Genomic DNA, 25,512 nt, shown 5'->3' with positions numbered 1-25,512 from the left:
CCTGAGCCCTGTCCGTTCGAGGCAGGGTGTCGCGGCGTCCGAATCTCTCAGGCTCCACGACAGAGGGGGAGGGCTGGTACCCGTCGACCACTGTTGGTGGACCCCGCCCGACCTTGGAGCTGCCGTGACTCGATCATTCGCCGACCGCCACATCGGACCCGACCTGGACGAAATCGCCCGGATTCTGGACGTCGTCGGCGTCGGCTCGCTGGACGAGCTCGCCGCCGCGGCGCTGCCCGCGAGCATTCTGGACGGCTCCGGGCTCGAGGTGCTGCCGCCCGCGGCCACCGAGCATGAGGTGCTCGCCGAACTCGCCGAGCTCGCGCACTCCAATACCGTCGCCGCCTCGATGATCGGGCTCGGCTACTACGACACGTTGACTCCACCGGTGCTGGTGCGCAGCCTGCTGGAGAATCCGGCCTGGTACACCGCCTACACGCCGTACCAGCCGGAGATCAGCCAGGGGCGGCTCGAGGCGTTGCTCAATTTCCAGACCATGGTGTCGGATCTGACCGGGATGGAGGTGGCCAATGCGTCCATGCTGGATGAGGCCACCGCCGCCGCCGAGGCGATGACGCTGCTGCGTCGCGCGGGCAAGTCCAAGTCCAAGTCCGCACGTCTGCTCATCGATGACGATCTTTTCCCGCAGACCAGGACCGTGCTGTCCACCCGGGCCGGGCCGCTTGGCATCGAGATCGTCTCGGCGGATCTGTCCGGTGGGGAGTTGCCCGAGGGCGAGTTCTTCGGCGTGCTGGTTCAGGTTCCGGGTGCGTCGGGGCGGATTGTGGACTGGCGGCCGGTGATCGAGGCGTCGCACGAGCGTGGTGCATTGGTGGCGGTCGGCGCGGATCTGCTTGCGCTGACATTGATTACGCCGCCGGGGGAGCAGGGTGCGGACGTATGTTTCGGCACCACACAGCGTTTCGGGGTGCCGATGGGCTTCGGCGGTCCGCATGCCGGATATCTGTCGGTACACACCAAACATGCGCGGCAGCTGCCCGGCCGGTTGGTCGGCGTCTCCGTGGACGCGGATGGCAACAAGGCATACCGGCTCGCGCTGCAGACCCGTGAGCAGCACATTCGCCGGGAGAAGGCGACCTCCAATATCTGTACCGCACAGGTGCTGCTGGCCATTGTGGCCGCGATGTACGCGAGCTACCACGGTGCCGACGGACTGCGGGCGATCGCCCGCCGCGTTCATGCGCGCGCGGCCGCCATCGCGGCGGGGCTCGATGGTGTCGTGGTGCACGAGAACTTCTTCGACACCCTGCTGGTGCGCGTGCCCGGCGGCGCGGAATCGGTTGTCGCGAAGGCGAAGTCGAGCGGGATCAACCTGCGGCTGGTGGATGCCGATCATGTCGGCATCGCGTGTGACGAGGCCACCACCGAGGCGCATGTCACCGCTGTGCTCGAATCCTTCAGCACCGGACTGCCATCGGGCGTCGGCGATCCGGGCGGTGCGCCGGGCGTTACCGGCGCTTCGATCGAGACACGCACCTCGGAATTCCTCACCCATCCGGCCTTCACCAGCTACCACACCGAAACCGCGATGCTGCGCTATCTGCGCAGGCTCTCCGATAAGGACATCGCATTGGACCGCAGCATGATTCCGCTCGGCTCCTGCACCATGAAGCTCAATGCCACCGCCGAGATGGAGGCCATCACCTGGCCCGGTTTCGCGCGAGTCCATCCGTACGCGCCGGTCGAGGATGCGCCCGGTCTGCTGCGGGTGATCACCGATCTGGAGGGCTGGCTCTCGGCCATCACCGGATACGACCAGGTGAGCCTGCAGCCGAATGCGGGCAGCCAGGGTGAGTACGCCGGGTTGCTGGCCATTCGGCGCTATCACCTGGATCGTGGTGATACACATCGGGATACGTGCCTCATTCCGTCCAGTGCGCACGGCACCAATGCGGCCTCGGCCACCATGGTGGGGCTGCGCGTCGAGGTCGTGAAGTGCCGGGAGAACGGCGATGTGGACCTCGACGATCTGCGCGCCAAGATCGCCGACCACGCCGACCGGCTGGCCTGCATCATGATCACCTACCCGTCCACGCACGGCGTGTACGAGCACGAGGTCGCCGAGTTGTGCGCGCTGGTGCACGATGCGGGTGGTCAGGTGTACGTCGACGGCGCGAATCTGAATGCCCTTGTGGGCCTTGCCCGTCCGGGCCGGTTCGGTGGCGATGTCAGCCATCTGAACCTGCACAAGACCTTTTGCATTCCGCACGGGGGCGGCGGTCCGGGCGTCGGCCCGGTGGCGGTGCGTTCGCATCTGGCGCCGTATCTGCCCGGTGACCCGCTCGAGCCGGGTTCGCACGCGGTGTCGGCGGCGAAGTACGGTTCGGCGTCGATCCTGCCGATCACCTGGGCCTATATCCGGATGATGGGGGCCGATGGATTGCGTAAGGCCACGTTGACCGCGATCGCGTCAGCCAACTACATCGCCCGCCGCTTGAACGAGCACTTCCCGGTGCTGTACACCGGTGAGAACTCGATGGTTGCGCACGAGTGCATTCTGGATCTGCGCGAGATCACCAAGCGGACCGGCGTGACCGTTGACGATGTGGCAAAGCGGTTGGCGGACTACGGATTCCACGCGCCGACCATGAGCTTCCCGGTGGCGGGCACGTTGATGGTGGAGCCCACCGAGAGCGAAAACCTCGCCGAGCTGGACGATTTCATCCTCGCGATGACAGCGATCCGGGGCGAGATCGATCAGGTAGCCGCGGGTGTGTGGCCGGTCGAGGACAACCCGCTGCGCGGTGCGCCACATACCGCGGCCTGCCTGGTCGGGGAATGGGACCACCCGTACAGCCGGGAGGTCGCGGTGTACCCGCAGGGGTTGGATCCGGCGCGGGGCAAGGTGTGGCCCGCGGTGCGGCGCATCGACGGCGCCTACGGTGACCGCAACCTCGTCTGCTCCTGCCCGCCGCTGGACGCGTACTGACGGCAACCGAGCCGCACCTCGACCCGTAGGGGGTGCGGTTCGGTACCCATCTGACGTGTTCCGAGGGCGGCGAGTCACGCCGGGGCCGGCACGGCCTCAGGTTCGATTTCCGGTATCTCGCTGAGGGCTTCGATGCCCAGTTCCGACCGCGTCGCGTCGATGACGGCGCGTTCGTCTTGGACGGTGTTGGCAATTGCCTTGTGCCACAATGCGCGGATCGCGTTGACGTCGTCCATGGTTGCTTCGTGGTCGAGTTCGACCTTGAGGCGTTGCACGGTGATGCTCTGGGCTGCGGTGAGGGTGCGCAGGAGGTCCTCGCAGCGCTGCGGGATCTTAGGGTTCGCCAAGACGCGCAGGCGGGTGATGTAGCCGTTGCACGCGGAGATGCTCTGCTGTACTTCCTTGCCGAAACTGTCCACCTCCTCGACGGATTCGGCCTTCCAATCGAGGGTGTCCCACAGGGTTTGGCGGACGTCGGCGGCGGCGAGCAGTACCGAGGAGATCGCGGTCAGAATTGAGTCGCGGCGCCATTTGTCCTGTTCGCGGCGTTCCGCGGCGGCGTTGGCGTTGTCGATATTGCGTTGCGCGGCGGCATGGGTCGTCTCGATATTGGCCTGTGCGGCATCAAGTGTGGTCCGGTTGCGCTCGTCGGCCGCGGTGATCGCGTCGCGGTTCGTCCGGTTGTTGATCAGGACGCCGATGAGCGCCGCGGCGGCGACGATGAGCGAGCTGAGAAGCGGAAGCCAGGAAGTCACCGGGTCATCATTGCATTGCGGGCTGCTCCACTGTGCCCCGATCGGCCGTCAGATCGCACCGGCACATGCCGCGACTGGTGCGGCACCGGCCGTGCGGAGGCTGTCTTGCGTGGTCAGCGGTTCGTGAGTGATGAACGAGCGGTAGTAGATCGGCGCCACGGCGAGGAGATTGCCGTGGCGATCGTTCACGGCGTCGTCAACGCGTGCATAACCGCGGTCCCGAAGCTGACATCGTCCGAGGTCGGCAGTCGCGTGTACGTGCCCCCGGTCCGCTGAGCGGCGGTCTGGAGGGTCTCCGTGCCATTGCCCCCGATGACGATCACATCGATGCGAACCGGGTGGGCCGGATCGGCGGCCGAGGTCAGCTCGGTCAGCAATTTGGCTCCGGTGGTGGTGGAGTCGTCATCCGGGCCGTCGGTGATGAGCAGAACCGAATTGGTGAGCCCCGGAGTGTATCCGCGAACAGCCGACTTGTAGGCGGCGATCAGTGACGGATAAGCCTGGTCGGTACGGGATTCGGTGGGCTTCACCGCCTCCAGCGCCGTATCCAACGCGGTGCGCTGCTGATTGTTCAGTGGCGCGGTGGGCGTTTGGACCTTGTACGGCGTTGTCCCGTCGAGGTTCTTCCCGAACGTCCACACGCCGAGTCCGAAGTCCGGCGGCATCACATTCATCGTGGAGCGCAGCGCGCCGAGCGCATTCGAGAGCCGGGTGACGGATCCGTCGTTGTTGCCCATCGAGGACGAGACGTCGAGCAGCACCGTAGCCTGCACGCCGAGAACAGGATTGGCGAGTGTGGCACGCACCTTGTCCAGTGCGGTCCGCGGCGCGGCGGGTGCGGCGATGGCCGGTGCCGCGGCGAATCCGGCGGCGGTGAAGGCCGAGGACTGCTGGGGTGCGCGCAGGTAGTCGGCGAACAGTGACGCGATCAGATTCTGGGTCTTGTCCACCCACGCCCCGGACATCAGCGCGGCGGGATGATCGGCAACAGGTGCGGTCCCCATTGGCCGAAATTCCGATGTACTACCAACAGCTTTCAGTTGCTGCTCGGTAGCCGCCACTGCGTGAATCGGCGAATTCGTCCCACCGATCGCGGCCAAGGCGGCCGTGGTGTCGGCCGCCTGCGGTGCTTTCGCGGCGAGCCCGGAGATCGCCGCGACCACCTGACCGGACTGCGCGACTTGATCGGTGAGCGGATCGGTTCCCGAAACCGCTGAGCCGACCGCTGCTGCTGCCGCCAAGGTCGAGTCCCCGGCGGGCAGCGCCATCCGCAGCCCACCCCACCCGGACAATCCGAGTTCGTCCAGCGAACCCTGTTGCAGCCGTGGCAAATCCGCCCAGGTGATCTTGGCCTGCTCGAGCGCACCCCGCAGATCCTCGGGAACGGCGACCACGATCGGACTCATCGCAACCGGCGCGGGGGTGCCCTCGATCAGACCGGGCACCCGCATGGATTCGATGGACCGCATCGAATCGGCGATCCACAGCCCCGGCTGCGGACCGAGCGCACCGTTCCACGGCGTGCCCGCGGTGAATCCGGCGACGATCGCCGCCGACGGCTGGGCCGTCACCACTACCTTCGCGCAATGATCGCGCACCTTCGGATTGGTCGCGTTGTAGCGCTCCGCCGCGGCCCGCACCGGATCGGCGATATCCGGATCGACCGTCACGAACAGCGTCGACGGCCCCTCCTTACATTCCGCCGCGGCCGACTTGTCCCGGTTCGCGGCGCGATCACTGAGTTGAAAAAACGCGAAGACCGCCGCGACTGACAGCAAAACGGCAACCACTGCGATAACCGGACCTTTGCTGACGCCCCGGGACCTGGTTCCGCTGCGATGTGTGCCCACGATCCTCAGTGTATGTTCACGCGAGATTTGCCGTGCCGGTGTGTCCGGTGCGGCGCACCGGCACGGCGTGGCGTGAACGTCCGATCAGGCGCGGATCATCCGTCCGCGGTCGAACTCGTGTCCGCCCCAAACTCCGGACTGTCCAGTCCGCGCGGCGAATTCACCGCAGGCGTCCCGAATCGGGCAGCCCGCGCAAACCGCACGCGCGTACTCGAAGTCCTGCGACGGGTACGGGAACCACGCCTCGTGATTCGGATCACCGCGGCAGGCCGCCCGATGCCACTCTCGGGAATCCGAGAGCGGGAGCAGGTCGGTCAGATCGACAACCGCGCTGGTCTCCAATTCGACGGTCATTTCGAGCCTTCTCCTTTCTTTCTCGGCTCAGGTGGCGGCCAGTTGCTTCCAGATCCGCTGTTGCCGTTTGGCCAGGTGGTCCGGCGCCTTCGGCTGCCAGAGCAACCGCATGCCCGCTTCCTCCGGCGTCCGGTCGGCCTTGCTCGAGTTGCACGGCGCGCACGCGGCGATCAGGTTGTCCCAGGTGTTCGGACCACCCCTGCTGCGGGGCCGAATGTGGTCGACGGTGCGCGCCCAGGACGCGCAGTATCCGCACCGGTGGTGGTCTCGGCGCAGCACCCCGGCCAGCGTCGCACGACTGTCGTCGTGTATTCGCGTCACATGGTCGAGGTATACGTACCGCAGCAGCCGGATCGTCTCCGGCAGCGCGAGCTCGAGGTGCTTGGACCGGATCGGGAGGTGCGGCTCCCGATCCGCGATCGACTCCGCGGCGCCGCTCATGAGCAGCACCACGGCCCGGTCGGCGCTGATCTCGGTGAGCGCCTCGTAGCTGGCGTTCAATACCAGTACCCGGGTGTGTATCCAGTTGTCGACAGTAGACACCACCGGATCGGTGGCGCGGTGGAACATCATGGGAGTCACCATGTTTCGAGAGAGCAGAGCGGATTCGGAAGGCGGGGCCGGTCAGTTACCGGCCGGGAGGCGGCGCAGTTCCTGCCCGACGCGCGCGTCATACCGACGCAAGCTCGATACGACAATGGTCACGGCCGCCGCCTCCTTCCTCATGCTCGTGAGCACCCGCGGAATCAGGTGATCATCATCGAAATCCATGGTGGCACAGCGTGCCCACCGCTGGCGAAGGGTTTTTCAGGCCAGGCCGACCAGCCACTGCCGCAGCCACGAGGTGGCGGTGGCGCCGTTGGAATCGACGACGTAGGTCGGATAGTTCTGGTGTACGAACGAGTTGTAGAACCGCTCGAATTCCCGTTTGCGCTCGTTCATTTCCGGATCGGCGAGCTGGTTCTGGACGAGCGGGGCCACCCCGGTCGCCATCAGGTCGTTGAAGATGGCGAACGCCTCCTGCTGGTAGCGCCACAGCTGTGCCGGGTCGGGATCGGAGGCCTGGGCCAGGAAGCCGGCGACGCGGGTCGCGAAGTCGGTGGGCGGTGCGGCGCAGTAGAGATCGCCGACGGCGCAGATGGTGCGGGTCTTCGGGGTGAGGAAGCCGAAGCCGCCGATGCGCGGGCCGCCCGCACCGGCGCCGTCGACCGGCGGGCCGATGAGTGCGTCGGCCGGGGAGCGGCGCGGATCCGAGATGAGCCCGACCGCGGCGATGCGTTCGGGCCGAACGGGACTCAGTCCGGTGCCGATTTCGGCGGCGAGATCGCCTGCCGCATCCGCGCCCTGGCTGTAGCCGATCAGCGCGATCTTGGTCTCGGCGCACTGCTGGGCCATGGTTGTGACCAGGCCGCGAGCATTGTCGATGGCCTGCCGCTTGGACCGGCCGTAAACATCGGTCTCCCAGGGGAAAGCGGTCGCCGCGTAGGTCACGTAGTCGGTCCTGGTATTTCGCGGCAGGTTATCGGTGACGCTCGCGAGCATGCCCTCGCCGGGATTGGCATCGGAGGTCTCCCACGTGCCGGGTACCGCCACGACATACAGGTCGGGGCAGCCATCGGGCGCTGCCGTCGCCGCGCCGGCACCGCCGACGGTGCCCGCCGCACCTACCATGACGGTTCCCGCCACAGCACCGATCATCTTGCGCATAAACATGGTCCACACCTCGGTTTTGCTAGGTCCGAAGCGGCCGGGGGCCGTACGCGACTGCCTGCCGTCGCGTCGGAGACAACCGTACGGTCTGACCAGGGGTTGATGCGGGAACAACCCGTGACAAACGCCGAACATTTTTAACACAATGCACAATGCCGACGATTCGCCCGGCGCGGCGGGATGAAGGAGCCGCGGGCGAGGGGGTGCGCGACTCCTTCATCGTGTCCGAGGGGCAGTCACCGCCTCGTCCACGGTTGTGGTGGTTATCAGGACACCGATGACTCCCTCCCGTGCATCATCGTGTGCCCATCCATTGAACCCGATCGACAGGCGTGCGTCCCGGCTTCGAGCATATGTCGTTCGAGAAGGTCGGGTCAGCCGATGGGCGTGTGGCCCAACAGAACTCGGCCGGTGAACCGGGTCTGCTTGGCCCGCGGCAGCGGGTGGAACAGGCAGCCGTGGATGTCGCGGTACCACATCTCCAGCTCGCAGCCGCGCGAAAAGCCCACGCCGCCAGCGGTTTCGATGGCCAGCCGGACGGTATCGACGAGTGCGCCGGCGGCCACGGTCTTGCGGCTGAGCGTGCGGGCACCATAGCTGTCGGTATTGTCGAAGTGCAGATTGTCCGAATCGGTGAACATGGCCGCGATCAGATCCGCGGCGGTGGTGTAGGCGTTCATCATTTCGCCCGCGAGCTGGAAAGTATGTGGTTCGCCGCGGTCGGCGACAAGTGCGGCGGTCGATTCGACCGCGGCGTCGGCGATGCCGAGATAGGCCGCCATGACCAGCGGCATGGCCGCGCCGATCACCACATTCAGCACGGGAGGCCAGACGTCGGCGGGGCGGGTCAGCGAGATCGCGGCATCGGGAACGAAGACATCCTCGAAGACCACCGTGTGGGAGCCGCTGGCCCGCAAACCAATAGTGTCCCAGGTCTTTTCGATGCGAATGCCGGGGGAGACCAATGGCACCGCGAAGTGCAGCACCTGAGGTCCCTCCGGCGCATCGCCGCGGCGGATGCTGGTCACCACCACATCGCCGACCTCACAGCCACTGGCGGGCGCCTTGCGTGCAGTCACCCGGAAGCCGCCGTCGACGTGCTCGGCCCAGCCGTTGGATTCGACCCAGTCCGACGCGCCGGTGCTGACCAGTATCGCGCCCGCCGCCACCTTGCCGAAGACCGCCGAGGCGTCGATGCCGTGGTTGTGCCGCCAGACCTGCGCGGCCACCAGATGGGTGTGCATGGCGAACGCGACGGCGGTCGACGGGTCGTGGCGGCCGAGTTCGCGCAGGATCTCGCCCATCTCGCGGTGCGACACACCGCCGCCGCCGAACTCGACGGGAACGAGTGCCGCGGACAGTCCAGTGGTCCGCAGCAGGTCGAAGGCGGCGATGGAGATCTCGCCGGTGCGGTCGCGGGCGGCCACATCGGCGCGCAGGTTTACCCCTACCCGGCGTGCCAGGGCGATCCAGTCGGTGGTGGTGATGTCATGGGCGATAGCTGTCATGTTTCGAAGTTAGGAACGGCCGCGATAACCGAATAGTCCAGAAAGTGGACTCCCACGGTCCAGAAAATGGACCCCGGTTCGCGAGGTGACCATGACCAGCACGACCGCAAGCTATGGCCAATATTGTCCGATCTCCCGTGCGCTCGACGTGCTCGGCGAGCGCTGGTCGCTGCTCATCCTGCGCGATCTGCTCATCGGCACGACGCGCTTCAACGATCTGGCGCGCGGTCTGCCCGGGCTCTCGCGCAGTCTGCTCGCCAAGCGGCTGCGCCAATTCGAGCGGGCGGGATTGATCGACAAGGTGGGCAGCGAATACCTGCTCACCGCCGCCGGTCGGGAATTGGAGCCGATCCTGTTCGGGCTGGGCGAATGGGGTGCACGCTGGACCTTCGGCGAACCGCGGCCCGAGGAACTGGATGCCGGGCTGCTGGTGTGGTGGATGCACTCCCGGCTGGATACATCCACGTTTCCCGGTAAGCGTCATGTGTTGTGCGTGCGGTTCACCGACGACTTGCGGCGTTATTGGATCGTCGTCGAATCGGGTGTGCCCTCGGTGTGCGATGCCGATCCCGGCTATCCGGTCGACGTCACCATCAGCTCCGATGTCGAATCGCTGTACCAGGTTTGGCTGGGACGTATTCCGCTCTCGCACGCAATGCGAACCGGCCGAGTGGAATTCACCGGGCCGACCGCGCTGACCCGGCGGATGCCGTCGGTACTGCAACTGAGTCCCGTTGCGGGATATGCGGATCCGGTCGTCCGCGCCTCGTGACCATTACGCAGTCGTGTCTCGCGCGTAGATGTAGTAACGGTAGACGCCATCCCCGGGGTCGGCGCTCAGCGGCCACTCGCCGTCGGCGATGAACCATGCCCATTCGAGAGCGAGGCCCGCGTCGCGTTCGGCGATCGACTTGGCCCGGTCCAACGAGCTGTCGGTGCCGAGGGCCTGGTCGTCGGTACCGCAGAACTCGCAGCTGTGCACCCGCCGCACCTCGTATGCGATCACTCGGTTACCTCCGGGCATCCAGGTTAGACCTGGTTATTCGGGTGTGCACCGATAACGTTCGACGGGTGCGGCCGATAAACAGCTCGACAGGCTCGTCCGCTCGGGGGACCGCGTGTCGAACGGGGGAGTTCCGGAAGTGGCGTCCGCAAAGAATCGGTGGGGCACCAGTTCGAATCGAATACGCAAGGGATGTGTTCCGATGTCGATATCGACGGTGAAATATCTGGTGCCGCTGGGCTGCTGCGCGGTTCTCGCGTTGGCCGGTTGCGCGGGCGGTGATCATGGCCACGGTACGGCCATAGGCACGAGCGCAGTGCCCACCAGCACCGGTAGCCGCGTGCCGGGGCCGAGCGCGGTAGCCACAGACCAGCCGACTGGAGCGACCGGCGAACCGGCTTCGCCGTTGCCGCCGATACCGGCGTGCGTCGGCAGCCAGCTCATCGTCGGCGTGGAACCGATGTCGCCCGGCGCGGGCCACCGCGGTGTGCGCGTGCATTTCTCGGTCGTGGGTGCCAGCGGTGCGTGCACGCTGACCGGATACCCGGGCGTGGATACCGGCCCCGGCGGGCCGCTCCTGCACGCCGAGCGCACATTGCGCGGCTATCTGGGCGGTCTCCCGGCCGATATCGATACGCCACCGACCGTGGTCCTGGACCACGACCACAATGCCGAGGCAGTGGTCGAGGGCGGCGCGGTGGATGCGGAAGGCAACCAGTGCCCGACGTATACGAAGCTTTTGGTCACCGCCCCGAACACCACTGACACGCACGCGGTCAGCGCCACCATCGACACCTGCACGCTGAGCGTTCACCCGGTGACCGCCCAGTAGCGAATTCAGAGGTTGCCGACAATGTGTTCCAGGCGGCGCGCCACCAGTTCACGGGCCTGTTCGCGCAGAGCGGGGCGGTAGCCGCTCGGGTACACCGGATCGCCCGGGGTGTAATCCTTCAGGACTTCCTTGGCGAGGGTGATCTTGTGGACCTCGGTGGGGCCGTCGGCAATTGCCATGACCTCGGCGTAATTCATCATGTCGACGAACGGGAGGTCCTGGCTGACGCCGATGGCGCCGTGCAGATGCAGTGCGCGCTGAGCGATATCGTGCATCACCTTCGGCATCGCCACCTTGATGGCGGCAATGTCCTTGCGGACCTTCAGATAGTCCTGTTCCTTATCGATGCGCCAGGCCGTGCGCAGGACGAGCAGGCGGAACTGCTCCATCTCGATCCAACTGTCGGCGATGCGTTCCTGGGTCATCTGCAAACCCGCGAGGGCCCCCTTGCGCATCGGCCGGGAGACCGCGCGTTCGGCCATCATGTCGAAGGCCTTGCGTACCAACGCGACTGTGCGCATCGCGTGGTGCACCCGGCCGCCGCCGAGGCGGGTCTGTGCCACGATGAAGCCCATACCCTCCTGGCCGAGCAGGTGGTCGGCGGGTACCCGGACATCGGTGAAGCGCAGATGTCCCTCGTGCTCGCTGAAACCGTGCACGTGGAAGTTCTTGACGATCTCCAGGCCTGGGGTGTCGGCGGGCACGATGAACATCGACATGCCCTGGTACGGGCTGACATCCGGATCGGTGACCACCATGACGATATGGAAGCTGGCGAACTGCGCGTTCGAGTTGAACCACTTCTCGCCGTTGATGACCCAGGAGTCGCCGTCGCGCACGGCGCGGGTCTTGAACAACGTCGGATCCGAGCCGCCGGTGGGTTCGGTCATGACATAGCAGGAACCGATCTCACCGGCCAGCAGCGGCTCCAGGTACCTGGCCTTCTGTTCCTCGGTGCCATAGTGCGCGAGGATTTCCGCGTTACCGGAATCCGGTGCCTGGCAACCGAATACCGACGGTGCCCACACCGAAGTGCCGAGCACCTCGTTGAGCAGCCCGAGCTTCAGCTGCCCGTAGCCGGGGCCGCCCAGTTCCGGTCCGAGATGGCAGGCCCACAGTCCATGTTCCTTCACCTTCTCCTTCAGCGGCCGCATCAACGCCATCGCCTCGGTATCGGTGCGGTCGTAGGGATTCGGGTAGAGCAGATCGAGGGGCTCCACCTCGGTGCGGACGAACTCCGCCGCCCAGTCCAACTTCCGCTGGTATTCCGGGTCGGTTTCGAAATCCCAAGCCATGGTCAGCCTTTCGTGTCGGTGATGCCGTCGAGAACGGTGGATGCCACAATGTCGGCGATTTCGTCGGGGGAGCGCCCGCCGTGTGGGCGGTACCAGAAGGTCACCATGTTCAGCATGCCGAGCACACTGTTGGTGACCACGTGGTCGTCGGTGCGCAGCAGGCCCGCCGCATGACCCGCGTCGATGACGCGCTGCCAGCAGGCCTGTATTTCGTCACGCATTTCCTGTAGTTCTTCGCCGCGCTCACCGGTCAGTGCGGTGACGTCGCGCAATTGGATGGCGACTTCGCGGCGGTGCTCGATGATCAGCCCGACGTGGCTGTGGATCAGCTTGCGCAACTTGACGATCGGGTCGTCGATGCCGCGGGAGATCCGCTGGGCATCGGTGAGCATGAGCTGGATGTAATCGCGCAGGATCTGCCAGAGCAGTTCTTCCTTGGAACCGATGTGGTAGTACAGCGCACCCCGCTGAACCCCCGCTCGATCACCGATTTCCGCGACGCCGGTACCGTGGAAACCCTGCTCCGCGAACAGTTCCACCGCAGCCGTCACGATGCGCGCCCTGGTCGCCTCGGCCGTGGTCTCCGCGGCCGGTGGACGACCACGGCGACGAGGCGAGGCCAACTCGGACCCACTCGTCACCCGGCCACCACCCCTCATGGAATCGCTGCGCGATACTGCGGTCATTTGCGCGGATCCAGGACGACCTTGGAAACCCCGTCGGCACGGTCGGCGAACATGCGGTAGGCGTTCGCGCCGTCCGACATCGGGAATCGGTGTGTGACAACGGCTTCGGGCCGAATTCGACCAGCGGCGGTGAGTCGCAGCAGTGCGGGCAGCTCGTATTGGATCGAGCAGAGTCCGATATGGAATTCGAGCTCCTTGACCTGCGCCAATTGCATATGGAACGGGAAGGCGCGATTATGACTGACGCCGACCACGCCGACCCGGCCACGATGCCCGACGGCGCTGATGGCGAGTTTGATGGTCGCATCGGCGCCGACCGCCTCGATCGCGACATCCGCACCACCGCTGAGCATTTCGCGGATAACGGTCTTGGGTTCGTCGGATTCGACTATTTCCGCGCCCAATTCGGCGGCGCGCTTGCGCCGGTCGGCCACCAGATCCACCCCGAGCACCCGCGCCGCGCCCATCGCGAACGCCGACTGCACGGCCATCAGCCCGACCGGTCCCAGCCCGATCACCACCACGGTCTCACCGGGTGCGATGCGGGTGCGCCGCGCGCCGTACCAGGCGGTGGGCGCGTTGTCGGTAAGCACGATCGCGGCCTCATCGCTGACCGAATCGGGCAGCCGTACCAGATTCCCCTCGGCATGGGGTACCGCGAGATATTCCGCCTGTGCACCGGCGAGCGATCCGCCGAGTCCATAGCAGGCGTCGGCAGGCATCGGGTGGCGTTCACAGGCCGCCACGATGCCTGCCTTGCACTTCGCGCAGCGGTTACAGCCGACGGAAGCGGAGACCAACACCCGGTCACCGACGGTGAATCCCTGTATGTCCGAACCCAATTCGACGATCTCGCCGACGGCCTCGTGGCCGACGCTGTATCCGGTGCCGTCGGTGAAGCCGTGCCCGGCATAGATGTGCAGATCACTACCGCAGATTCCGGCGGCGGTCACCCGGACGATTGCGCCGTCGCGGCCCGGCAGCATCGGATCGGGCACCTCGGTGTACGAGATCTGTTGCGGTCCTTGGTAAGTCAGTGCCTTCATCGCCAACCGCCGTCCAGTGCCAGAGTTGCGCCGGTGCAATACGCCGAAGCATCCGTCGCGAAGTACAGTGCCGCGCCCACGATCTCATCCGGGCGGCCGATCCGCCCGAGCGCCAGATGCCGAGTCAGCTCGGTGCGCAACTCATCGGGCCACGCCTTGGAAATATCCGTCTCGAACGGACCGCATTGGATCGTGTTGACCCGCACCGTCGGCGCGAAACTCTGCGCGAGTCCGCCGGTGAGATTGGCCAATCCGGCCTTGGCGGCCGCATAGGGCACCGCGAGCGGTTCCGGCCGTTCGGCCTCGATCGAGGAGATATTGATGATCGAACCGCCACCGGTGGCGGCCATCCGGGTACCGATCAAGGTCGACAAACGGAACGGGCCCTTGAGATTGACCGCGATCACCTTGTCGAACATGTCCTCGCTCACCTGATCCAGGCTCGGATACAGCAGCGACATCCCGGCATTGTTGACCAGCACGTCGACCTTGCCGAACTCCGCATAGGCCGCCTCGACCAGCGCATCGCACTGCGCCCAATCGCTGACATTGCACGCCACCGGCAATGCGCGCCGTCCATGGGTGTTCTTCACCTCATCGGCCAGCTCGGCACACCTGTCGAGTTTGCGACTCGCGATCACCACATCCGCACCGGCCGCGGCGAAGGCCAGCACCATCTCCCGGCCGAGCCCGCGGCTACCGCCCGTGACCAGCGCGACCTTATCCGCTAACGACTGTCCTGGCATAGCGCTCCATTGCTCCGGCTGCCGGTAATGTTCCAATCAGTACATTAATTCCGCCGGACGATACAATCAAGGCCCCGACACACCGTCACATCACTACCGATGGGTAACATTGGTTGCGATTTTTCCCACCCGGCTTTCTCAAAAGTGAGGCAGTAGATGACAGAGCGGATTCAGGTCGGCGGGCTCCAGGTGGCCAGCGTTCTCCACGAGTTCATCGAGAACGAGGCGCTCCCCGGAACCGGCGTAGATTCCGCCGCGTTCTGGGCCGGAGCTGAGCAGGTCATCAACGACCTGGCTCCGCGCAACCGCGCCCTGCTGGCCGAACGCGACGAGATCCAGGGCAAGCTCGATGCCTGGCACGCCGAGCACCCCGGCGCGAACTACGACAAGGCCGCCTACAAGAGCTTCCTCGGCGATATCGGCTACCTGCGCGCGCAACCAGCCGACTTCGAGATCGCCACCCAGAATGTGGACGACGAGATCGCCACCACCGCGGGCCCGCAGCTGGTGGTACCGGTGATGAACGCGCGCTTCGCGATCAACGCCGCGAACGCGCGCTGGGGTTCGCTCTACGACGCCCTTTACGGCACCGACGCCATCTCCGAGGCCGACGGCGGGGAGAAGGGCACCGGCTACAACCCGGTCCGCGGCGGTCGCGTGATCGAGTTCGCGCGCAAGTTCCTCGATACCGCCGCCCCGCTGGCCAACGGCTCGCACCGGTCCTCGACGCACTACGCGATCGATGGCGGCAAACTTGCGGTCACGCTGAGCAACGACGGCGTCACCACGCTGGCCGCCGATGGCGCGGAACTGGTCGGCTACCTCGGTGACCCGGCCTCGCCGACCTCGATCCTGCTGAAGCACAACGGATTGCACATCGACATCCAGATCGACGCCGCCTCGCCGATCGGCAAGACCGATCCGGCGGGTGTCAAGGATGTGGTGCTGGAGTCCGCGGTCACCACGATCATGGACTTCGAGGATTCGGTCGCCGCGGTGGATGCCGAGGACAAGGTGCTTTGCTACCACAACTGGCTCGGCCTGATGAAGGGCGAGCTGGCGGAGAAGGTGACCAAGGGCGAGAAGACCTTCACCCGCACCATGAACCCGGACCGCGTCTACACCGCGCTCGGCGGTGGTGAGCTGGTGCTGCACGGCCGGTCGCTGCTGTTCGTGCGCAATGTCGGTCACCTGATGACCTCCGACGCGATCATCGACGCCGAGGGCAACGAGGTGCCCGAGGGCATCATGGACGGCCTGATCACCTCGCTGATCGCCAAGCACAGCCTGCTCGGCGATACGAAATTGAAGAACAGCCGCACCGGTTCGGTCTACATCGTGAAGCCGAAGATGCACGGTCCGGACGAGGTCGCCTTCACCAACGAGCTGTTCGGCCGGATCGAGGACGTCCTCGGTTTGACCCGCAACACCCTCAAGGTCGGCATCATGGACGAGGAGCGCCGCACCACGGTCAATCTGAAGGCTTGTATCCAGGCGGCCGCCGAGCGCGTGGTGTTCATCAACACCGGCTTCCTGGACCGCACCGGCGACGAGATCCACACCTCCATGGAGGCCGGGCCGATGGTCCGCAAGGCCGAGATGAAGACCCAGCAGTGGATCCTGTCCTACGAGGACTGGAACGTCGATACCGGTCTGGCCGCCGGACTGCCCGGTAAGGCGCAGATCGGCAAGGGCATGTGGGCGATGCCGGATCTGATGCACGACATGCTCGAGCAGAAGATCGGCCACCCGCGCGCGGGCGCCAACACCGCCTGGGTGCCCTCGCCGACCGCGGCCACACTGCATGCGACGCACTACCACCAGGTCGATGTGTTCGAGCGGCAGCAGGAGATCGCCGCCGGTGGCCGTCGCGCCACCGTCGATCAGATCCTGGAGATCCCGCTCGCGGCCGACCCGAACTGGACCGACGAGGAGAAGCGCCAGGAGCTGGACAACAACTCCCAGGGCATCCTCGGCTACGTGGTGCGCTGGATCGACCAGGGCGTCGGCTGCTCCAAGGTGCCCGACATCCGGGATATCGGTCTCATGGAAGACCGTGCGACCCTGCGCATTTCGAGCCAGCTGATGGCGAACTGGCTGCGTCACGGCGTGGTCACCGCCGATGAGGTGGTGGCCAGTCTGGAGCGGATGGCACCGGTGGTCGACAAGCAGAATGCGGGCGATCCGAACTACCGTCCGATGGCGACGGACTTCGCGGGCAGCATTGCGTTCCAGGCCGCGAAGGAGCTGGTGCTGGACGGGACCAAGCAGCCCAACGGCTACACCGAGCCGATCCTGCACCGCCGCCGCCGCGAGGCCAAGGCGCTGGCTTGCGTCTAAGGCGTTGCGCGTCTGAGTAACTCGTGAATCCCCCCGCCCGGGCGCTTGCCGGGCGGGGGGATTCCTTTACCACATGACGGCCGTCGACGGGGCAGATGACTGGTTTCGACCCGCATAACGATCCGTTACCCTGGGCGCTGCACGAGACAGTCGGATGTGAGGAAGTTTTATGGGAAGCGTTGTCCTTGATGTATTCGCCCTGGTTGTGAATCGCGCGGCGATGTTCTGGAACTGGATGGCCACCGGTTCGGCCGGTTTTCCGCCGCTGTAATAGCCGAGCTGAACGTCTGGTACGACGACCCCCGGTCCCGGCCCCTCGATGGGACGCCGAGTCCGGGGGTTTCCTTTGCCCGGTGAGATATCTCCACAGACGGTGAGCCGATTCCCTTCGGGGACAGGTCGGATCGACGTATCTTCTTTGGCATGAGCAGCGGCCGCCCCCGACCGACACCGTTGTGGTTCGAGCTCTGGATGGGCGCCATCACCACCGTCATCGCGTTGCTCTGTGCCGCGCTGTGCTGGGAATTGGCTGCTCAGGGCAGCTTTCCAGCCAAAGTGCTACTGTGGGTGGGACTTTCGGTGGTCGGGCTGGTCGCGATCGTCTTCGCCATCCTGGGCCTGATCCGCTATCACGCTGTCCTGGTGAGCCTTACCGCACCGCTACTGATCGCTGCGCTCGCCGCGCTGGTGTGGTACGAAGTGCCCGAAACCACCGGTTGGCGTCTGTCCCGCCCCATCCTCGAAGATCAGGCCACCGCCTGCGCCAATCCGGGCCATCGCACCCGCCTTGGTGTCTACACCGTCACCTACATCACCCGTCGCGACGGCGCCTGTCTGTTCTACGTCAGTGGCGGAGCCACCAATTCCGAAGGCTTCGCCTACTTCCCGGACAGCGCCCCGAGCATCGGACCCGCCGGACCGGGCAGTATCGGCTACGAACCCTTCCACGATCGCTGGTACCGCTTCGTCGAGAACACCTGACCGGATCGGCCGAGGCCCGCCGTCGCTGTAGAGCTCAGTGCCCGACAGCAACCAGTGTTCGGATGATCATGAAGATTGCGGCCACGCCGAAACAGGCCAGTCCGATGACCCATACGGTGAACATCTGCCGCATCGGTATCAGCTTGTCCAGCCAGGGGACGTCGAGATCGACGCTCTGAAGTTGCGTCTCGAAGACAGGGCCATGTGAACCCCAGGTGCCCGCGCCGATCTGCTGCTGTTCGAACTGCTCCAGCCACAGCGCGTCCCTGCGCTCGGCAAGGCGATGGCTGGCCATGAGCATGATCGAAATGAACGACACGATCAGCGCGAGTAGCGACGAGGCTATGCGCGCGACGGAATCGTTGTCGGCTCCCATCGAGATGCTGAACAGGAATGCCTGGGCAGTCAGGCTGAGGGCGGGAACCTGCCAGAGGAGGTTCTCGTATTGCAGGCGTCGGTCCGACACGGTCCGGTAGACCATCTCCAGATCGGCCGGACGGCGGGGAGCTGGCTCGTCCACAAGGGGTACTGTCGCACAGTCGCGCAGACCTGGTGGGTGTTTGTCACGTTCGGGATGTGGAGCGAACCAAGATGAGGATGCTGACCAGGAGCACCCACGCCGGGAAAGCCAGCGTCATCCATCTGCTCGTTTCGCTGGCCACCAGGAGTGCCAGGGCCGCCAGATAGCTGAGACCGGCGAGCCAGCGGGGCATCAGCCCGGTCTTCAGCCAAATCGTCGCGAGCGAGATCATGAACACGGCCGCCATCCGCAGTGCGTAGGTCTGGCATGCCGAAACCACGATCATCTTGCCGAAGTCGACCACCGCGGCCCGCGCGGCCGGGTCGGTGACTTCGGTGTTGCTGGACACCAGACCGGCAGCGACGGCGGTGCCGACGAACATCATCGCCAGGAACAGCAGCCCGCTGCCGAGGAATACCGATAGGAAGAACCGGTCTTCGTAGCGGCCGAATCCGTCGCGGACGACGCCGACGAACCATAGGAAGCTGATTCCGGCGAAGGGCATGAGCACCGTCGCTGTTCTGATCGCATTCTGCTGACTGTTCAGCCAGTGAGTCGAGCCTTCGATGCCGTCAGGCATGTCGATGCGGATCAAGATCAGTGTTGTGCCGAACAACACTGCGAAGACCACTCCGGCCAGGGCGGCCGCTCGCGGTGTCGACAACTGGCGCGGCGTCGGCGCCCGCTCGGTGTTTTGCGGCGATGTGGACATGACGTCATCGTGTCAAATCCGAACGCCGGTGGGCTGGATTTCCGGCCAGGTCTGTTTTCCTCGTGGGGCTCCCGGCGCACAATTCAACGCACCGACGTCGTAGCTCGAATTCCGTCCTAGTTGCCGGTGCTGTGTGGGTTTCGGCGAGATCGGCCGAGGCATAGCATATTGAAAGTCCAGCTTACTGCCGCGCGGAAGGTGGGTGAAGATATGACGACGACCGAGCCCGACTGGAGTAAACCGGCGGCCGTGGCCATCCCGGCGGAAGGCTATTTCGAGTTGGAGCGGGGACGATACGGTCCGATCTATCCCCGGACACCGGCCTGCTACGGGTTCTCGATCATCGCCAAGGTGAAGCCGGGTCGTGAGGAGGCTATTCGCGCATACGGCAAGCAGATCCAGGATGCGATAGCAGCTGGTCCGGATGTGCTGGCGCCGCTGCGGCTGCACTATCTGCGGTGGGTCTTGTTCGACGTCGGATCGGGACTGCATTTCCAATATCAGGGAATTTTCGACACCGATTTCGACAAATACACCGAGGACGCCGTTGCCCTGTTCTCCCAGACCGGCATCACGACGGTTTTCACCAATCTCGAGGGATTTCCGGAGGATTGGAAGGAAAACCCGGAGGCGTTCGTGAAATTTGTTCGCGAACACCAGTTTCCGAGCTTTCTCGAATACGGCGAGTATCCCTACGTCACCGCCGACGAGATCAAAAAGGCGCTGCGGCTGAAAGCAGCGTTCTCCGACATGCTCGACCAGATGCAGTGACCCCTTGGGCCATGCTCGAACTCGACGATATTCAGCACATCCTGCTGACCCGGACCCCGGCGGTGACCGGCCGCTACGAGTTCCTGTCCTTCGATGATCCCGTCGGGGCGCGGGCTTGGTTGACGCCGCTGGTGGACCGTGTGCAATCGGCCGCGGACGTGCGCGCCACGATGGACAGTTCCGACCGCTGGGTCACGCTGGCCTTCACCTGGCGCGGGCTGCGGGCGCTCGGGGTGCCGGAAGAAACGCTCGCCACCTTCCCGGACGAGTTCCGCGAAGGCATGGCCGCACGCGCCGACATCCTGGGTGACACGGGCGCCTGTGCTCCCGGCAACTGGGTGGGTGGGCTGGCCGGTGACGACGTGCACGCCATCGCGATCCTGTTCGCCCGCACCGATGCCGAGCACCAGCGCTGCACCACCGAACACCACAAGCTGATCGCCCGTTGCTCCGGTGTGCGCGTGTTGTCGTTCCTGGATCTGAACGCGACGCCGCCTTTCGACTACGCCCACGATCATTTCGGGTTCCGAGATCGGTTGTCCCAGCCGGTGATCGCCGGATCCGGCGAAGCGCCGACTCCAGGTTCGGGGGCACCGCTGCAACCCGGGGAATTCATCCTGGGCTACCCCGACGAGGAGGGACCGGCACGAGCGCTGCCGCAGCCGGAGGTGTTGTTCCGCAACGGAAGCTATATGGCCTACCGGCGGCTACAGGAACACGTCGGCGCGTTTCGGAACTACCTGCGCGAGCACTCGGACACCCCGGAGGAGCAGGAGTTGCTCGCCGCGAAGATCATGGGGCGCTGGCGCAGCGGCGCCCCCCTGGTGCTGGCGCCGGACCGGGATGATCCGGCGCTGGGCGCGGATCCCATGCGCAACAACGACTTCAACTACAAGGAAATGGATCCGCACGGCTACGCGGTACCACTCGGCGCGCACGCGCGGCGTCTGAATCCCCGTGACACCGCGCCGAACATGAACCGCCGCAGAATGATTCGCCGCGGCGCCACCTACGGGCCCGCGCTACCCGAGGATGCCCCCGACGACGGAGTGGACCGCGGGATCGCCGCGTTCATCATCTGCGCCAGCCTGGTACGCCAGTTCGAGTTCGCCCAGAACGTCTGGATCAACGACAAGACATTCCACGAACTCGGCAACGAACACGACCCCATCTGCGGCACCCAGGACGGCACCCTCGATTTCACGATCCCCAAGCGGCCCATCCGCACGGTGCACAAGGGACTGCCGGCCTTCACCACGCTCAGGGGCGGCGCGTACTTCTTCCTCCCGAGCATCAGCGCTCTCCGATACCTGGCCACGCTCGACAGTCGAGAGGTGACACCATGAGCAGCACCCTGCCGTCGGCACGCACCTACAACCAGAACCACATTCCGCGCAAACACGACGGGCGACGGCGGATGAGCATCTATTGGACATGGAGCTATCCATGGGAGGCCCAACGCGATCCCGCCGAGATGTACAACCGCTTCTCGACGATGACCGAGGTGCGCAACGTACTGTGGCCGAGCTACGAGACTCCGGAATACGACGCCGCGCACTTCCTGCAGGGCATCGCAGGCACACTGGAGTTGTTCCATCGCTCGACGCTGGCGTTTCAGCAGTTGGCCGCAGAGGCCACCGGTCACCCCGTCGCGGTGTTCCAGCGCATCGACCAGGCCGGCTACACCTTGCCGATCGACGAGCGGATCCTGGCCGACACCGACACCCTGATGGTGTTCGGGCTCGATCACGTTCTTTCCGAGCAGCAAGCCGCCTCAGCCGAGATCGATGCGATCCGCGGCTGGCTGCAACGCGAAGGCACCTGCCTGCTGCTGGCGCCGCACCACGACGTCGGGTGCACCGACGACTACGCGCAGCGACAAATGGAATACCAGCATCACGGCGATCCACTGGTGCCGCGGCAGCAACGATTCGGCCAGTACACACGCTCGCTCATGCGGGCCCTCGATGTGCCGGTGCACAACAAATGGGGCCTGCGCCCCGCGGTTGTGGACGGCACCAATGAGATCGCGCCCTTGACAGGGTTCCGCGATCTGGACACGCCCCGGCTGCTGGACAACGTGACGACGTTCAACTTCCACCCCCATCTACCGCACTACGAACTCACCGCGCCGGAATCCGACTCGCTTCGTGTCCTGGGCCGCCAGCGTGTCGACCCCGAGCGACCCCATCCCTTCACCGCCGCAGGCAATACGGAATTCAATACGTTGATCTGGATGCCGCCCGCCGACAGACGAGCCGGTGACATTGTGCTGATCGACTCCACCAACTTCACCACACTGTTCGGCGGGACCGACAGCCTCCGCAACCTCTGGCACAACCTGGCCACCATGAAGTGACCACTGGTTCAGGGTTTGGGTTCGATCCAGAGGGCTTCGGCTACGGCGCAGAGATCACCGGAGGACGTGGCGAGGGCGATGCCGACGGTGTGTTTGCGGCCTTGGTGGCTGATGGGCCAGGCGTAGGAGATATAGGGGGAGCCGGGGTAGAGGGGGAGGAGTTGGGTGGCGGTGAGGGCCGCGGTTACGCCGCCGAAGCTCATACCTTGTTTTCGCATGGCGGTCCAGCCGCCGGGGCAGTCGAGAGCGGACCACACGACTTCCGGCGGGAGTTGGCCGGATTCGTCGGCCAGGCCGGGATCCGGAGTCCAGGCGGCGATGACGAGGTCGTGATCCGGTGTGTCCCAGGTGAGTAGGCGCAGGCCGCGGCCGGGTGCGCAGGCGGCGCCGCAGCCATAGCAGTCGGTGACGCGGCGCGACACCATGGCCGCATCGGTGACGGCCTTCGCCTCGACCCAGCTCGGGGCGGGCGGTGGATCGATGGTGAGCACCGCCGGAGTGGATTCGGCGAGTAGCGCGCCGTTGGCATCGGTCAGCGTATATCCACCGGATCTGGTGGGGCGCAATGACATCGGGGTCTCCAACGGTACCTTGGCACGGAAGTCGACGCGTATCTCGGTGGCCTCGCACGGCCCGGCCAGCAGGCCCGCGACGTAGCCGCCGAACGCGACGTCGGGATATCCGTGCACGTGTTCGGGGACGGTGACTGTCTCGGTCTGGATCACGGGTCGCGCGCGCCTTTCTGTGCCGTCGATCTGGATCGACCGTACCTCCGGATTCGGGCGCATCGGAATCTTCGTGGTGAAACCCCGGGCTGCCCACCGCGTGGCCGACCCGCATCCGGTGAGGGGCGGATCGGCTATTGCGTGGCCTGCCCGCCGAGTTGGGTGAGCAGCACGCTGATCACACCGGCCTCCTGACTCTGGCTCTGGAACATCGAGCGCGCGGTTTCCTTGACCGGGCCCGAGGTCAGAAGCTCGTCGGCGGCACGAGCCATCACCAGTCCGCCTTGATGATGACGAAACATCAATTGCAGGAACAGTATTTCGGCATCGTGACCGCGGGCTGCGGACAGGGCGTCTAGTTCGGCGGTAGTAGCCATACCAGGCATCGCATCGCCGTTCGATTGGACCGCGCCCGGATGATGTTGCGACACAGCCGCATCGGCGTGCATCCACGCCATCGGATGCGACGACAGCGGCGACGCATCGGCCAGCCGCAACCATCCGAGCATGGTCCCGATCTCGATGCTCTGCGCGTCCGAAAGCTGTTGTGCCAGCCGCAGCACGGTCGGGTCCACGTCACGATCCAAGCGCTGCACCATGATCAGCGCCTGCTGATGATGCGCGGTCATATCCTGCGCGAATCCGATCTCGACCGCGTTGAGAACCGGTGCGGTCGTATGCTGTTCGGGCAATACGAGCGGCCGCAGCGCCGCGCCGAGCACAACCAGGACGAACCCAACCGAGGCGAGCGCCGCGACCCGGAACCAACGGGACACAGCTACGACCCGACGGTCGATTGCTGATTCTCGGGCACCGTATATACGCCGTTCTCCAGTTGCAGCACCATGAATCCGTTATCGGAGCAGGCGACATACAGCTGGTCGCCGCGCCACTCCGGCGGCGAGAAACACCAGTCGGTGGAGACATCGCCGAAGGCGAGGTTGCCGGTGCGCGGGGTGAGCGCGTCCAACGGATCGAATTGTCCCTCCAACACCGCGCGTGCGGCCGGTGGTGTGCTCATCAACGGCACACCGATGATCGACGCGAGTGCATGCGGTGAGTTCCACAGGCTCAGGTTCTGGCCGGTTCGTGCGGGTGGATTGAAGTAGGCGATCTCGCGGATATCGTGTGGATCGCGGATATCGAAAATCCTGATGCCGGAGGAGATCCAACCGCACGCGAGGGCGGTGGGGTTGTCCGGGCGGTCGGCGGCACAGTAGTGCGATTCGTACGCGAAGGCCGAACCGCCCATCGAACTACCGATATTGCTGTCGATGTTCTGCAGCAGGTTGATCTCCAGCTTCACCTTCCCGGCCACCTTCGGTGCGGTGTCGTTGGAGATGTCGATGAGTTTCACACCGCCGGAACCGCCTTCGTCGACGGTGTAGAGGTAGGGCTTGCCGTCATAGGTCACCGGGATGCTGTGCTGGGTGGCCCAGCCGTCGGTCCAGAAGGTTCGGCCGATATGGGTGACCTGCGGGTTGGGGTCGCGGCGCTGAACCGCGCTGATATCGAGCACGGTGAATCCGCCGAGCGCGGAAAGGTACATGCGGTTGCCGTCCGGACTGATGCCGAAGCCGTGCGCCTCGATGCCGGTCAGCCCCTGCCAGATGACGTGCGGATCGGCCGGATCGGTGAGATCGACCGCGCTGACGAAACCGGGCGCGACGCCTGAGGCCCAGTAGGTGCGGCCGTCGGGTGACCAGCCGCCCTCGTGTGTGGTGATCGGCAGCGGCATCAGCAGATTTGTGCCCGGTCCGAGATTGAGCAGCTTCGGATACGCGCAATCGGAGACATCGTAGACCGACAGATAGCCGACGCCCTCGCCGACCGGCACACCGGTCCCGACCAGCAATTTGCGTTCGGTATTGACCTTGAGGCTCTCCCAGGTGCCCGCGAGCATCGCGGGTTCGGTCAGGGTGACCGTCGGGCGCGGGTGCGCCGGGTCGGAGACGTCGAGTACCTGGACGCCGCGGCCCTCGCTGATCAGGTCACCGGGGAAGAACGAACCCATATAGGCGCAGTGGTCGAAGCTGGTGGAGGTGATGCCCGCGCCGCGTCCGGCGTAATTGCCGACCATCGACATATTGCAGGTGTAGCCCTGGGTGCTGCGCCGACTGTCGCGGTCGGCGGCCGAAACATCGCCCTGCAGCCCGGTTTCCGGCATCGATCCCGGTCCGCAGTCCGCCCGGGGTACCGAGGTCCGGCCGACATCGAGGAATTCCTGGACCGCGGTGGCGATATCGGATTGCAGATCGGCTGATGCGCTGCTGGGCAACATCATTGTGGCAACGATCGTGGTGGCGAACAATGCCAAGGGCCGGGCACGACACAGTCTCAGCTTCGGGTGCGTCATTGCATCCCAACTT

The 25,512-nt window shown here is 65.4% G+C and carries 26 protein-coding genes; 8 read left to right on the top strand and 18 right to left on the bottom strand.

The window, feature by feature from the left end:
- Nucleotides 1-124 precede the first annotated feature (124 nt).
- A complete protein-coding gene (gene gcvP, locus NP3_RS02755; protein WP_245720776.1) occupies nucleotides 125-2,950 on the top strand; it encodes an aminomethyl-transferring glycine dehydrogenase in 2,826 nt (941 codons plus the stop codon).
- 74 nt (nucleotides 2,951-3,024) lie between these two features.
- On the opposite strand, the gene NP3_RS02750 is transcribed toward gcvP, so the two are convergent.
- The 8 genes from NP3_RS02750 to NP3_RS02725 form a co-directional block, all read right to left on the bottom strand.
- Nucleotides 3,025-3,705: a hypothetical protein gene (locus tag NP3_RS02750; protein WP_063037412.1), complete on the bottom strand. Its 681-nt coding sequence runs from the start codon at nucleotides 3,703-3,705 to the stop codon at nucleotides 3,025-3,027.
- A gap of 48 nt (nucleotides 3,706-3,753) precedes the next feature.
- The gene (locus tag NP3_RS47570; protein WP_157124018.1) at nucleotides 3,754-3,894 is read right to left on the bottom strand and encodes a hypothetical protein; all 141 of its coding nucleotides are present in this window, start codon (nucleotides 3,892-3,894) and stop codon (nucleotides 3,754-3,756) included.
- A complete protein-coding gene (locus NP3_RS02745; RefSeq protein WP_063824634.1) occupies nucleotides 3,891-5,555 on the bottom strand; it encodes a VWA domain-containing protein in 1,665 nt (554 codons plus the stop codon). The genes NP3_RS47570 and NP3_RS02745 overlap by 4 nt, the downstream gene beginning before the upstream one ends.
- Nucleotides 5,556-5,639: 84 nt before the next feature.
- On the bottom strand, nucleotides 5,640-5,909 hold the full coding sequence (locus NP3_RS02740; protein ID WP_063037408.1) for a WhiB family transcriptional regulator: 270 nt from the start codon (nucleotides 5,907-5,909) through the stop codon (nucleotides 5,640-5,642).
- 27 nt (nucleotides 5,910-5,936) lie between these two features.
- A complete protein-coding gene (locus NP3_RS02735; RefSeq protein ID WP_063037444.1) occupies nucleotides 5,937-6,479 on the bottom strand; it encodes an HNH endonuclease in 543 nt (180 codons plus the stop codon).
- 54 nt (nucleotides 6,480-6,533) lie between these two features.
- Nucleotides 6,534-6,680: a hypothetical protein gene (locus NP3_RS47565; protein ID WP_157124016.1), complete on the bottom strand. Its 147-nt coding sequence runs from the start codon at nucleotides 6,678-6,680 to the stop codon at nucleotides 6,534-6,536.
- A gap of 36 nt (nucleotides 6,681-6,716) precedes the next feature.
- Entirely contained in the window at nucleotides 6,717-7,622 is a 906-nt protein-coding gene (locus NP3_RS02730; RefSeq protein WP_373864727.1) for a cutinase family protein, read from the bottom strand.
- A gap of 371 nt (nucleotides 7,623-7,993) precedes the next feature.
- Nucleotides 7,994-9,127: an acyl-CoA dehydrogenase family protein gene (locus NP3_RS02725; RefSeq protein ID WP_063037404.1), complete on the bottom strand. Its 1,134-nt coding sequence runs from the start codon at nucleotides 9,125-9,127 to the stop codon at nucleotides 7,994-7,996.
- A gap of 91 nt (nucleotides 9,128-9,218) precedes the next feature.
- Between NP3_RS02725 and NP3_RS02720 the strand changes: the two genes are divergently transcribed.
- Nucleotides 9,219-9,899 (top strand): winged helix-turn-helix transcriptional regulator, encoded by a 681-nt coding sequence (locus tag NP3_RS02720; RefSeq protein WP_063037403.1) that lies wholly within the window; start codon nucleotides 9,219-9,221, stop codon nucleotides 9,897-9,899.
- 3 nt (nucleotides 9,900-9,902) lie between these two features.
- Here the strand turns inward: NP3_RS02720 and NP3_RS02715 are convergent, their stop codons facing one another.
- The gene (locus NP3_RS02715; protein WP_063037401.1) at nucleotides 9,903-10,133 is read right to left on the bottom strand and encodes a hypothetical protein; all 231 of its coding nucleotides are present in this window, start codon (nucleotides 10,131-10,133) and stop codon (nucleotides 9,903-9,905) included.
- 199 nt (nucleotides 10,134-10,332) lie between these two features.
- Here NP3_RS02715 and NP3_RS02710 point away from each other — a divergent pair, with 199 nt between their 5' ends.
- Entirely contained in the window at nucleotides 10,333-10,962 is a 630-nt protein-coding gene (locus NP3_RS02710; RefSeq protein ID WP_157124015.1) for a DUF4232 domain-containing protein, read from the top strand.
- Between the two features lie 5 nt (nucleotides 10,963-10,967).
- Here the strand turns inward: NP3_RS02710 and NP3_RS02705 are convergent, their stop codons facing one another.
- Genes NP3_RS02705 through NP3_RS02690 form a run of 4 tightly spaced genes read right to left on the bottom strand, consistent with a single transcriptional unit; the run spans nucleotide 10,968 to nucleotide 14,735 of the window.
- Complete coding sequence (locus NP3_RS02705; RefSeq protein WP_063037399.1) at nucleotides 10,968-12,257, bottom strand: acyl-CoA dehydrogenase family protein; 1,290 nt, start codon at nucleotides 12,255-12,257, stop codon at nucleotides 10,968-10,970.
- Nucleotides 12,258-12,259: 2 nt separating this feature from the next.
- The gene (locus tag NP3_RS02700) at nucleotides 12,260-12,916 is read right to left on the bottom strand and encodes a TetR/AcrR family transcriptional regulator (protein WP_063037440.1); all 657 of its coding nucleotides are present in this window, start codon (nucleotides 12,914-12,916) and stop codon (nucleotides 12,260-12,262) included.
- A 23-nt stretch (nucleotides 12,917-12,939) separates the two neighbouring features.
- Entirely contained in the window at nucleotides 12,940-13,989 is a 1,050-nt protein-coding gene (locus NP3_RS02695; RefSeq protein ID WP_063037397.1) for an alcohol dehydrogenase catalytic domain-containing protein, read from the bottom strand.
- A complete protein-coding gene (locus NP3_RS02690) occupies nucleotides 13,986-14,735 on the bottom strand; it encodes an SDR family NAD(P)-dependent oxidoreductase (protein ID WP_063037395.1) in 750 nt (249 codons plus the stop codon). The genes NP3_RS02695 and NP3_RS02690 overlap by 4 nt, the downstream gene beginning before the upstream one ends.
- 156 nt (nucleotides 14,736-14,891) lie before the next feature.
- Here NP3_RS02690 and NP3_RS02685 point away from each other — a divergent pair, with 156 nt between their 5' ends.
- Complete coding sequence (locus NP3_RS02685; protein WP_063037393.1) at nucleotides 14,892-17,075, top strand: malate synthase G; 2,184 nt, start codon at nucleotides 14,892-14,894, stop codon at nucleotides 17,073-17,075.
- Between the two features lie 423 nt (nucleotides 17,076-17,498).
- Nucleotides 17,499-18,056: a hypothetical protein gene (locus NP3_RS02680; RefSeq protein ID WP_063037391.1), complete on the top strand. Its 558-nt coding sequence runs from the start codon at nucleotides 17,499-17,501 to the stop codon at nucleotides 18,054-18,056.
- Nucleotides 18,057-18,090: 34 nt separating this feature from the next.
- Here the strand turns inward: NP3_RS02680 and NP3_RS02675 are convergent, their stop codons facing one another.
- Entirely contained in the window at nucleotides 18,091-18,576 is a 486-nt protein-coding gene (locus tag NP3_RS02675; RefSeq protein WP_157124013.1) for a hypothetical protein, read from the bottom strand.
- A gap of 43 nt (nucleotides 18,577-18,619) precedes the next feature.
- Nucleotides 18,620-19,288, bottom strand: a complete 669-nt coding sequence (locus tag NP3_RS02670; protein WP_084508058.1) for a hypothetical protein — start codon at nucleotides 19,286-19,288, stop codon at nucleotides 18,620-18,622.
- Nucleotides 19,289-19,498: 210 nt separating this feature from the next.
- On the opposite strand from NP3_RS02670, the gene NP3_RS02665 reads away from it, so the two are divergent.
- Genes NP3_RS02665 through NP3_RS02655 form a run of 3 tightly spaced genes read left to right on the top strand, consistent with a single transcriptional unit; the run spans nucleotide 19,499 to nucleotide 22,418 of the window.
- The gene (locus NP3_RS02665) at nucleotides 19,499-20,059 is read left to right on the top strand and encodes a hypothetical protein (protein ID WP_063037436.1); all 561 of its coding nucleotides are present in this window, start codon (nucleotides 19,499-19,501) and stop codon (nucleotides 20,057-20,059) included.
- Between the two features lie 11 nt (nucleotides 20,060-20,070).
- Nucleotides 20,071-21,405, top strand: coding sequence for a Dyp-type peroxidase (locus NP3_RS02660; RefSeq protein WP_063037389.1), 1,335 nt, complete (start codon nucleotides 20,071-20,073; stop codon nucleotides 21,403-21,405).
- A complete protein-coding gene (locus NP3_RS02655) occupies nucleotides 21,402-22,418 on the top strand; it encodes a hypothetical protein (protein WP_063037388.1) in 1,017 nt (338 codons plus the stop codon). The genes NP3_RS02660 and NP3_RS02655 overlap by 4 nt, the downstream gene beginning before the upstream one ends.
- 8 nt (nucleotides 22,419-22,426) lie before the next feature.
- Here the strand turns inward: NP3_RS02655 and NP3_RS02650 are convergent, their stop codons facing one another.
- The 3 genes from NP3_RS02650 to NP3_RS02640 all read right to left on the bottom strand — a co-directional run bounded on the left by NP3_RS02650 (nucleotide 22,427) and on the right by NP3_RS02640 (nucleotide 25,427).
- The gene (locus NP3_RS02650) at nucleotides 22,427-23,143 is read right to left on the bottom strand and encodes a hotdog fold domain-containing protein (protein WP_063037434.1); all 717 of its coding nucleotides are present in this window, start codon (nucleotides 23,141-23,143) and stop codon (nucleotides 22,427-22,429) included.
- Between the two features lie 134 nt (nucleotides 23,144-23,277).
- Nucleotides 23,278-23,919 (bottom strand): DUF305 domain-containing protein, encoded by a 642-nt coding sequence (locus NP3_RS02645; RefSeq protein ID WP_063037387.1) that lies wholly within the window; start codon nucleotides 23,917-23,919, stop codon nucleotides 23,278-23,280.
- A gap of 2 nt (nucleotides 23,920-23,921) precedes the next feature.
- A complete protein-coding gene (locus tag NP3_RS02640) occupies nucleotides 23,922-25,427 on the bottom strand; it encodes an LVIVD repeat-containing protein (protein WP_063037432.1) in 1,506 nt (501 codons plus the stop codon).
- Nucleotides 25,428-25,512: the final 85 nt, after the last annotated feature.

The organism is Nocardia pseudovaccinii NBRC 100343, assembly GCF_001613225.1.
Lineage (GTDB): Bacteria > Actinomycetota > Actinomycetes > Mycobacteriales > Mycobacteriaceae > Nocardia > Nocardia pseudovaccinii.
This window is presented reverse-complemented; position numbering and strand designations above follow the sequence as displayed.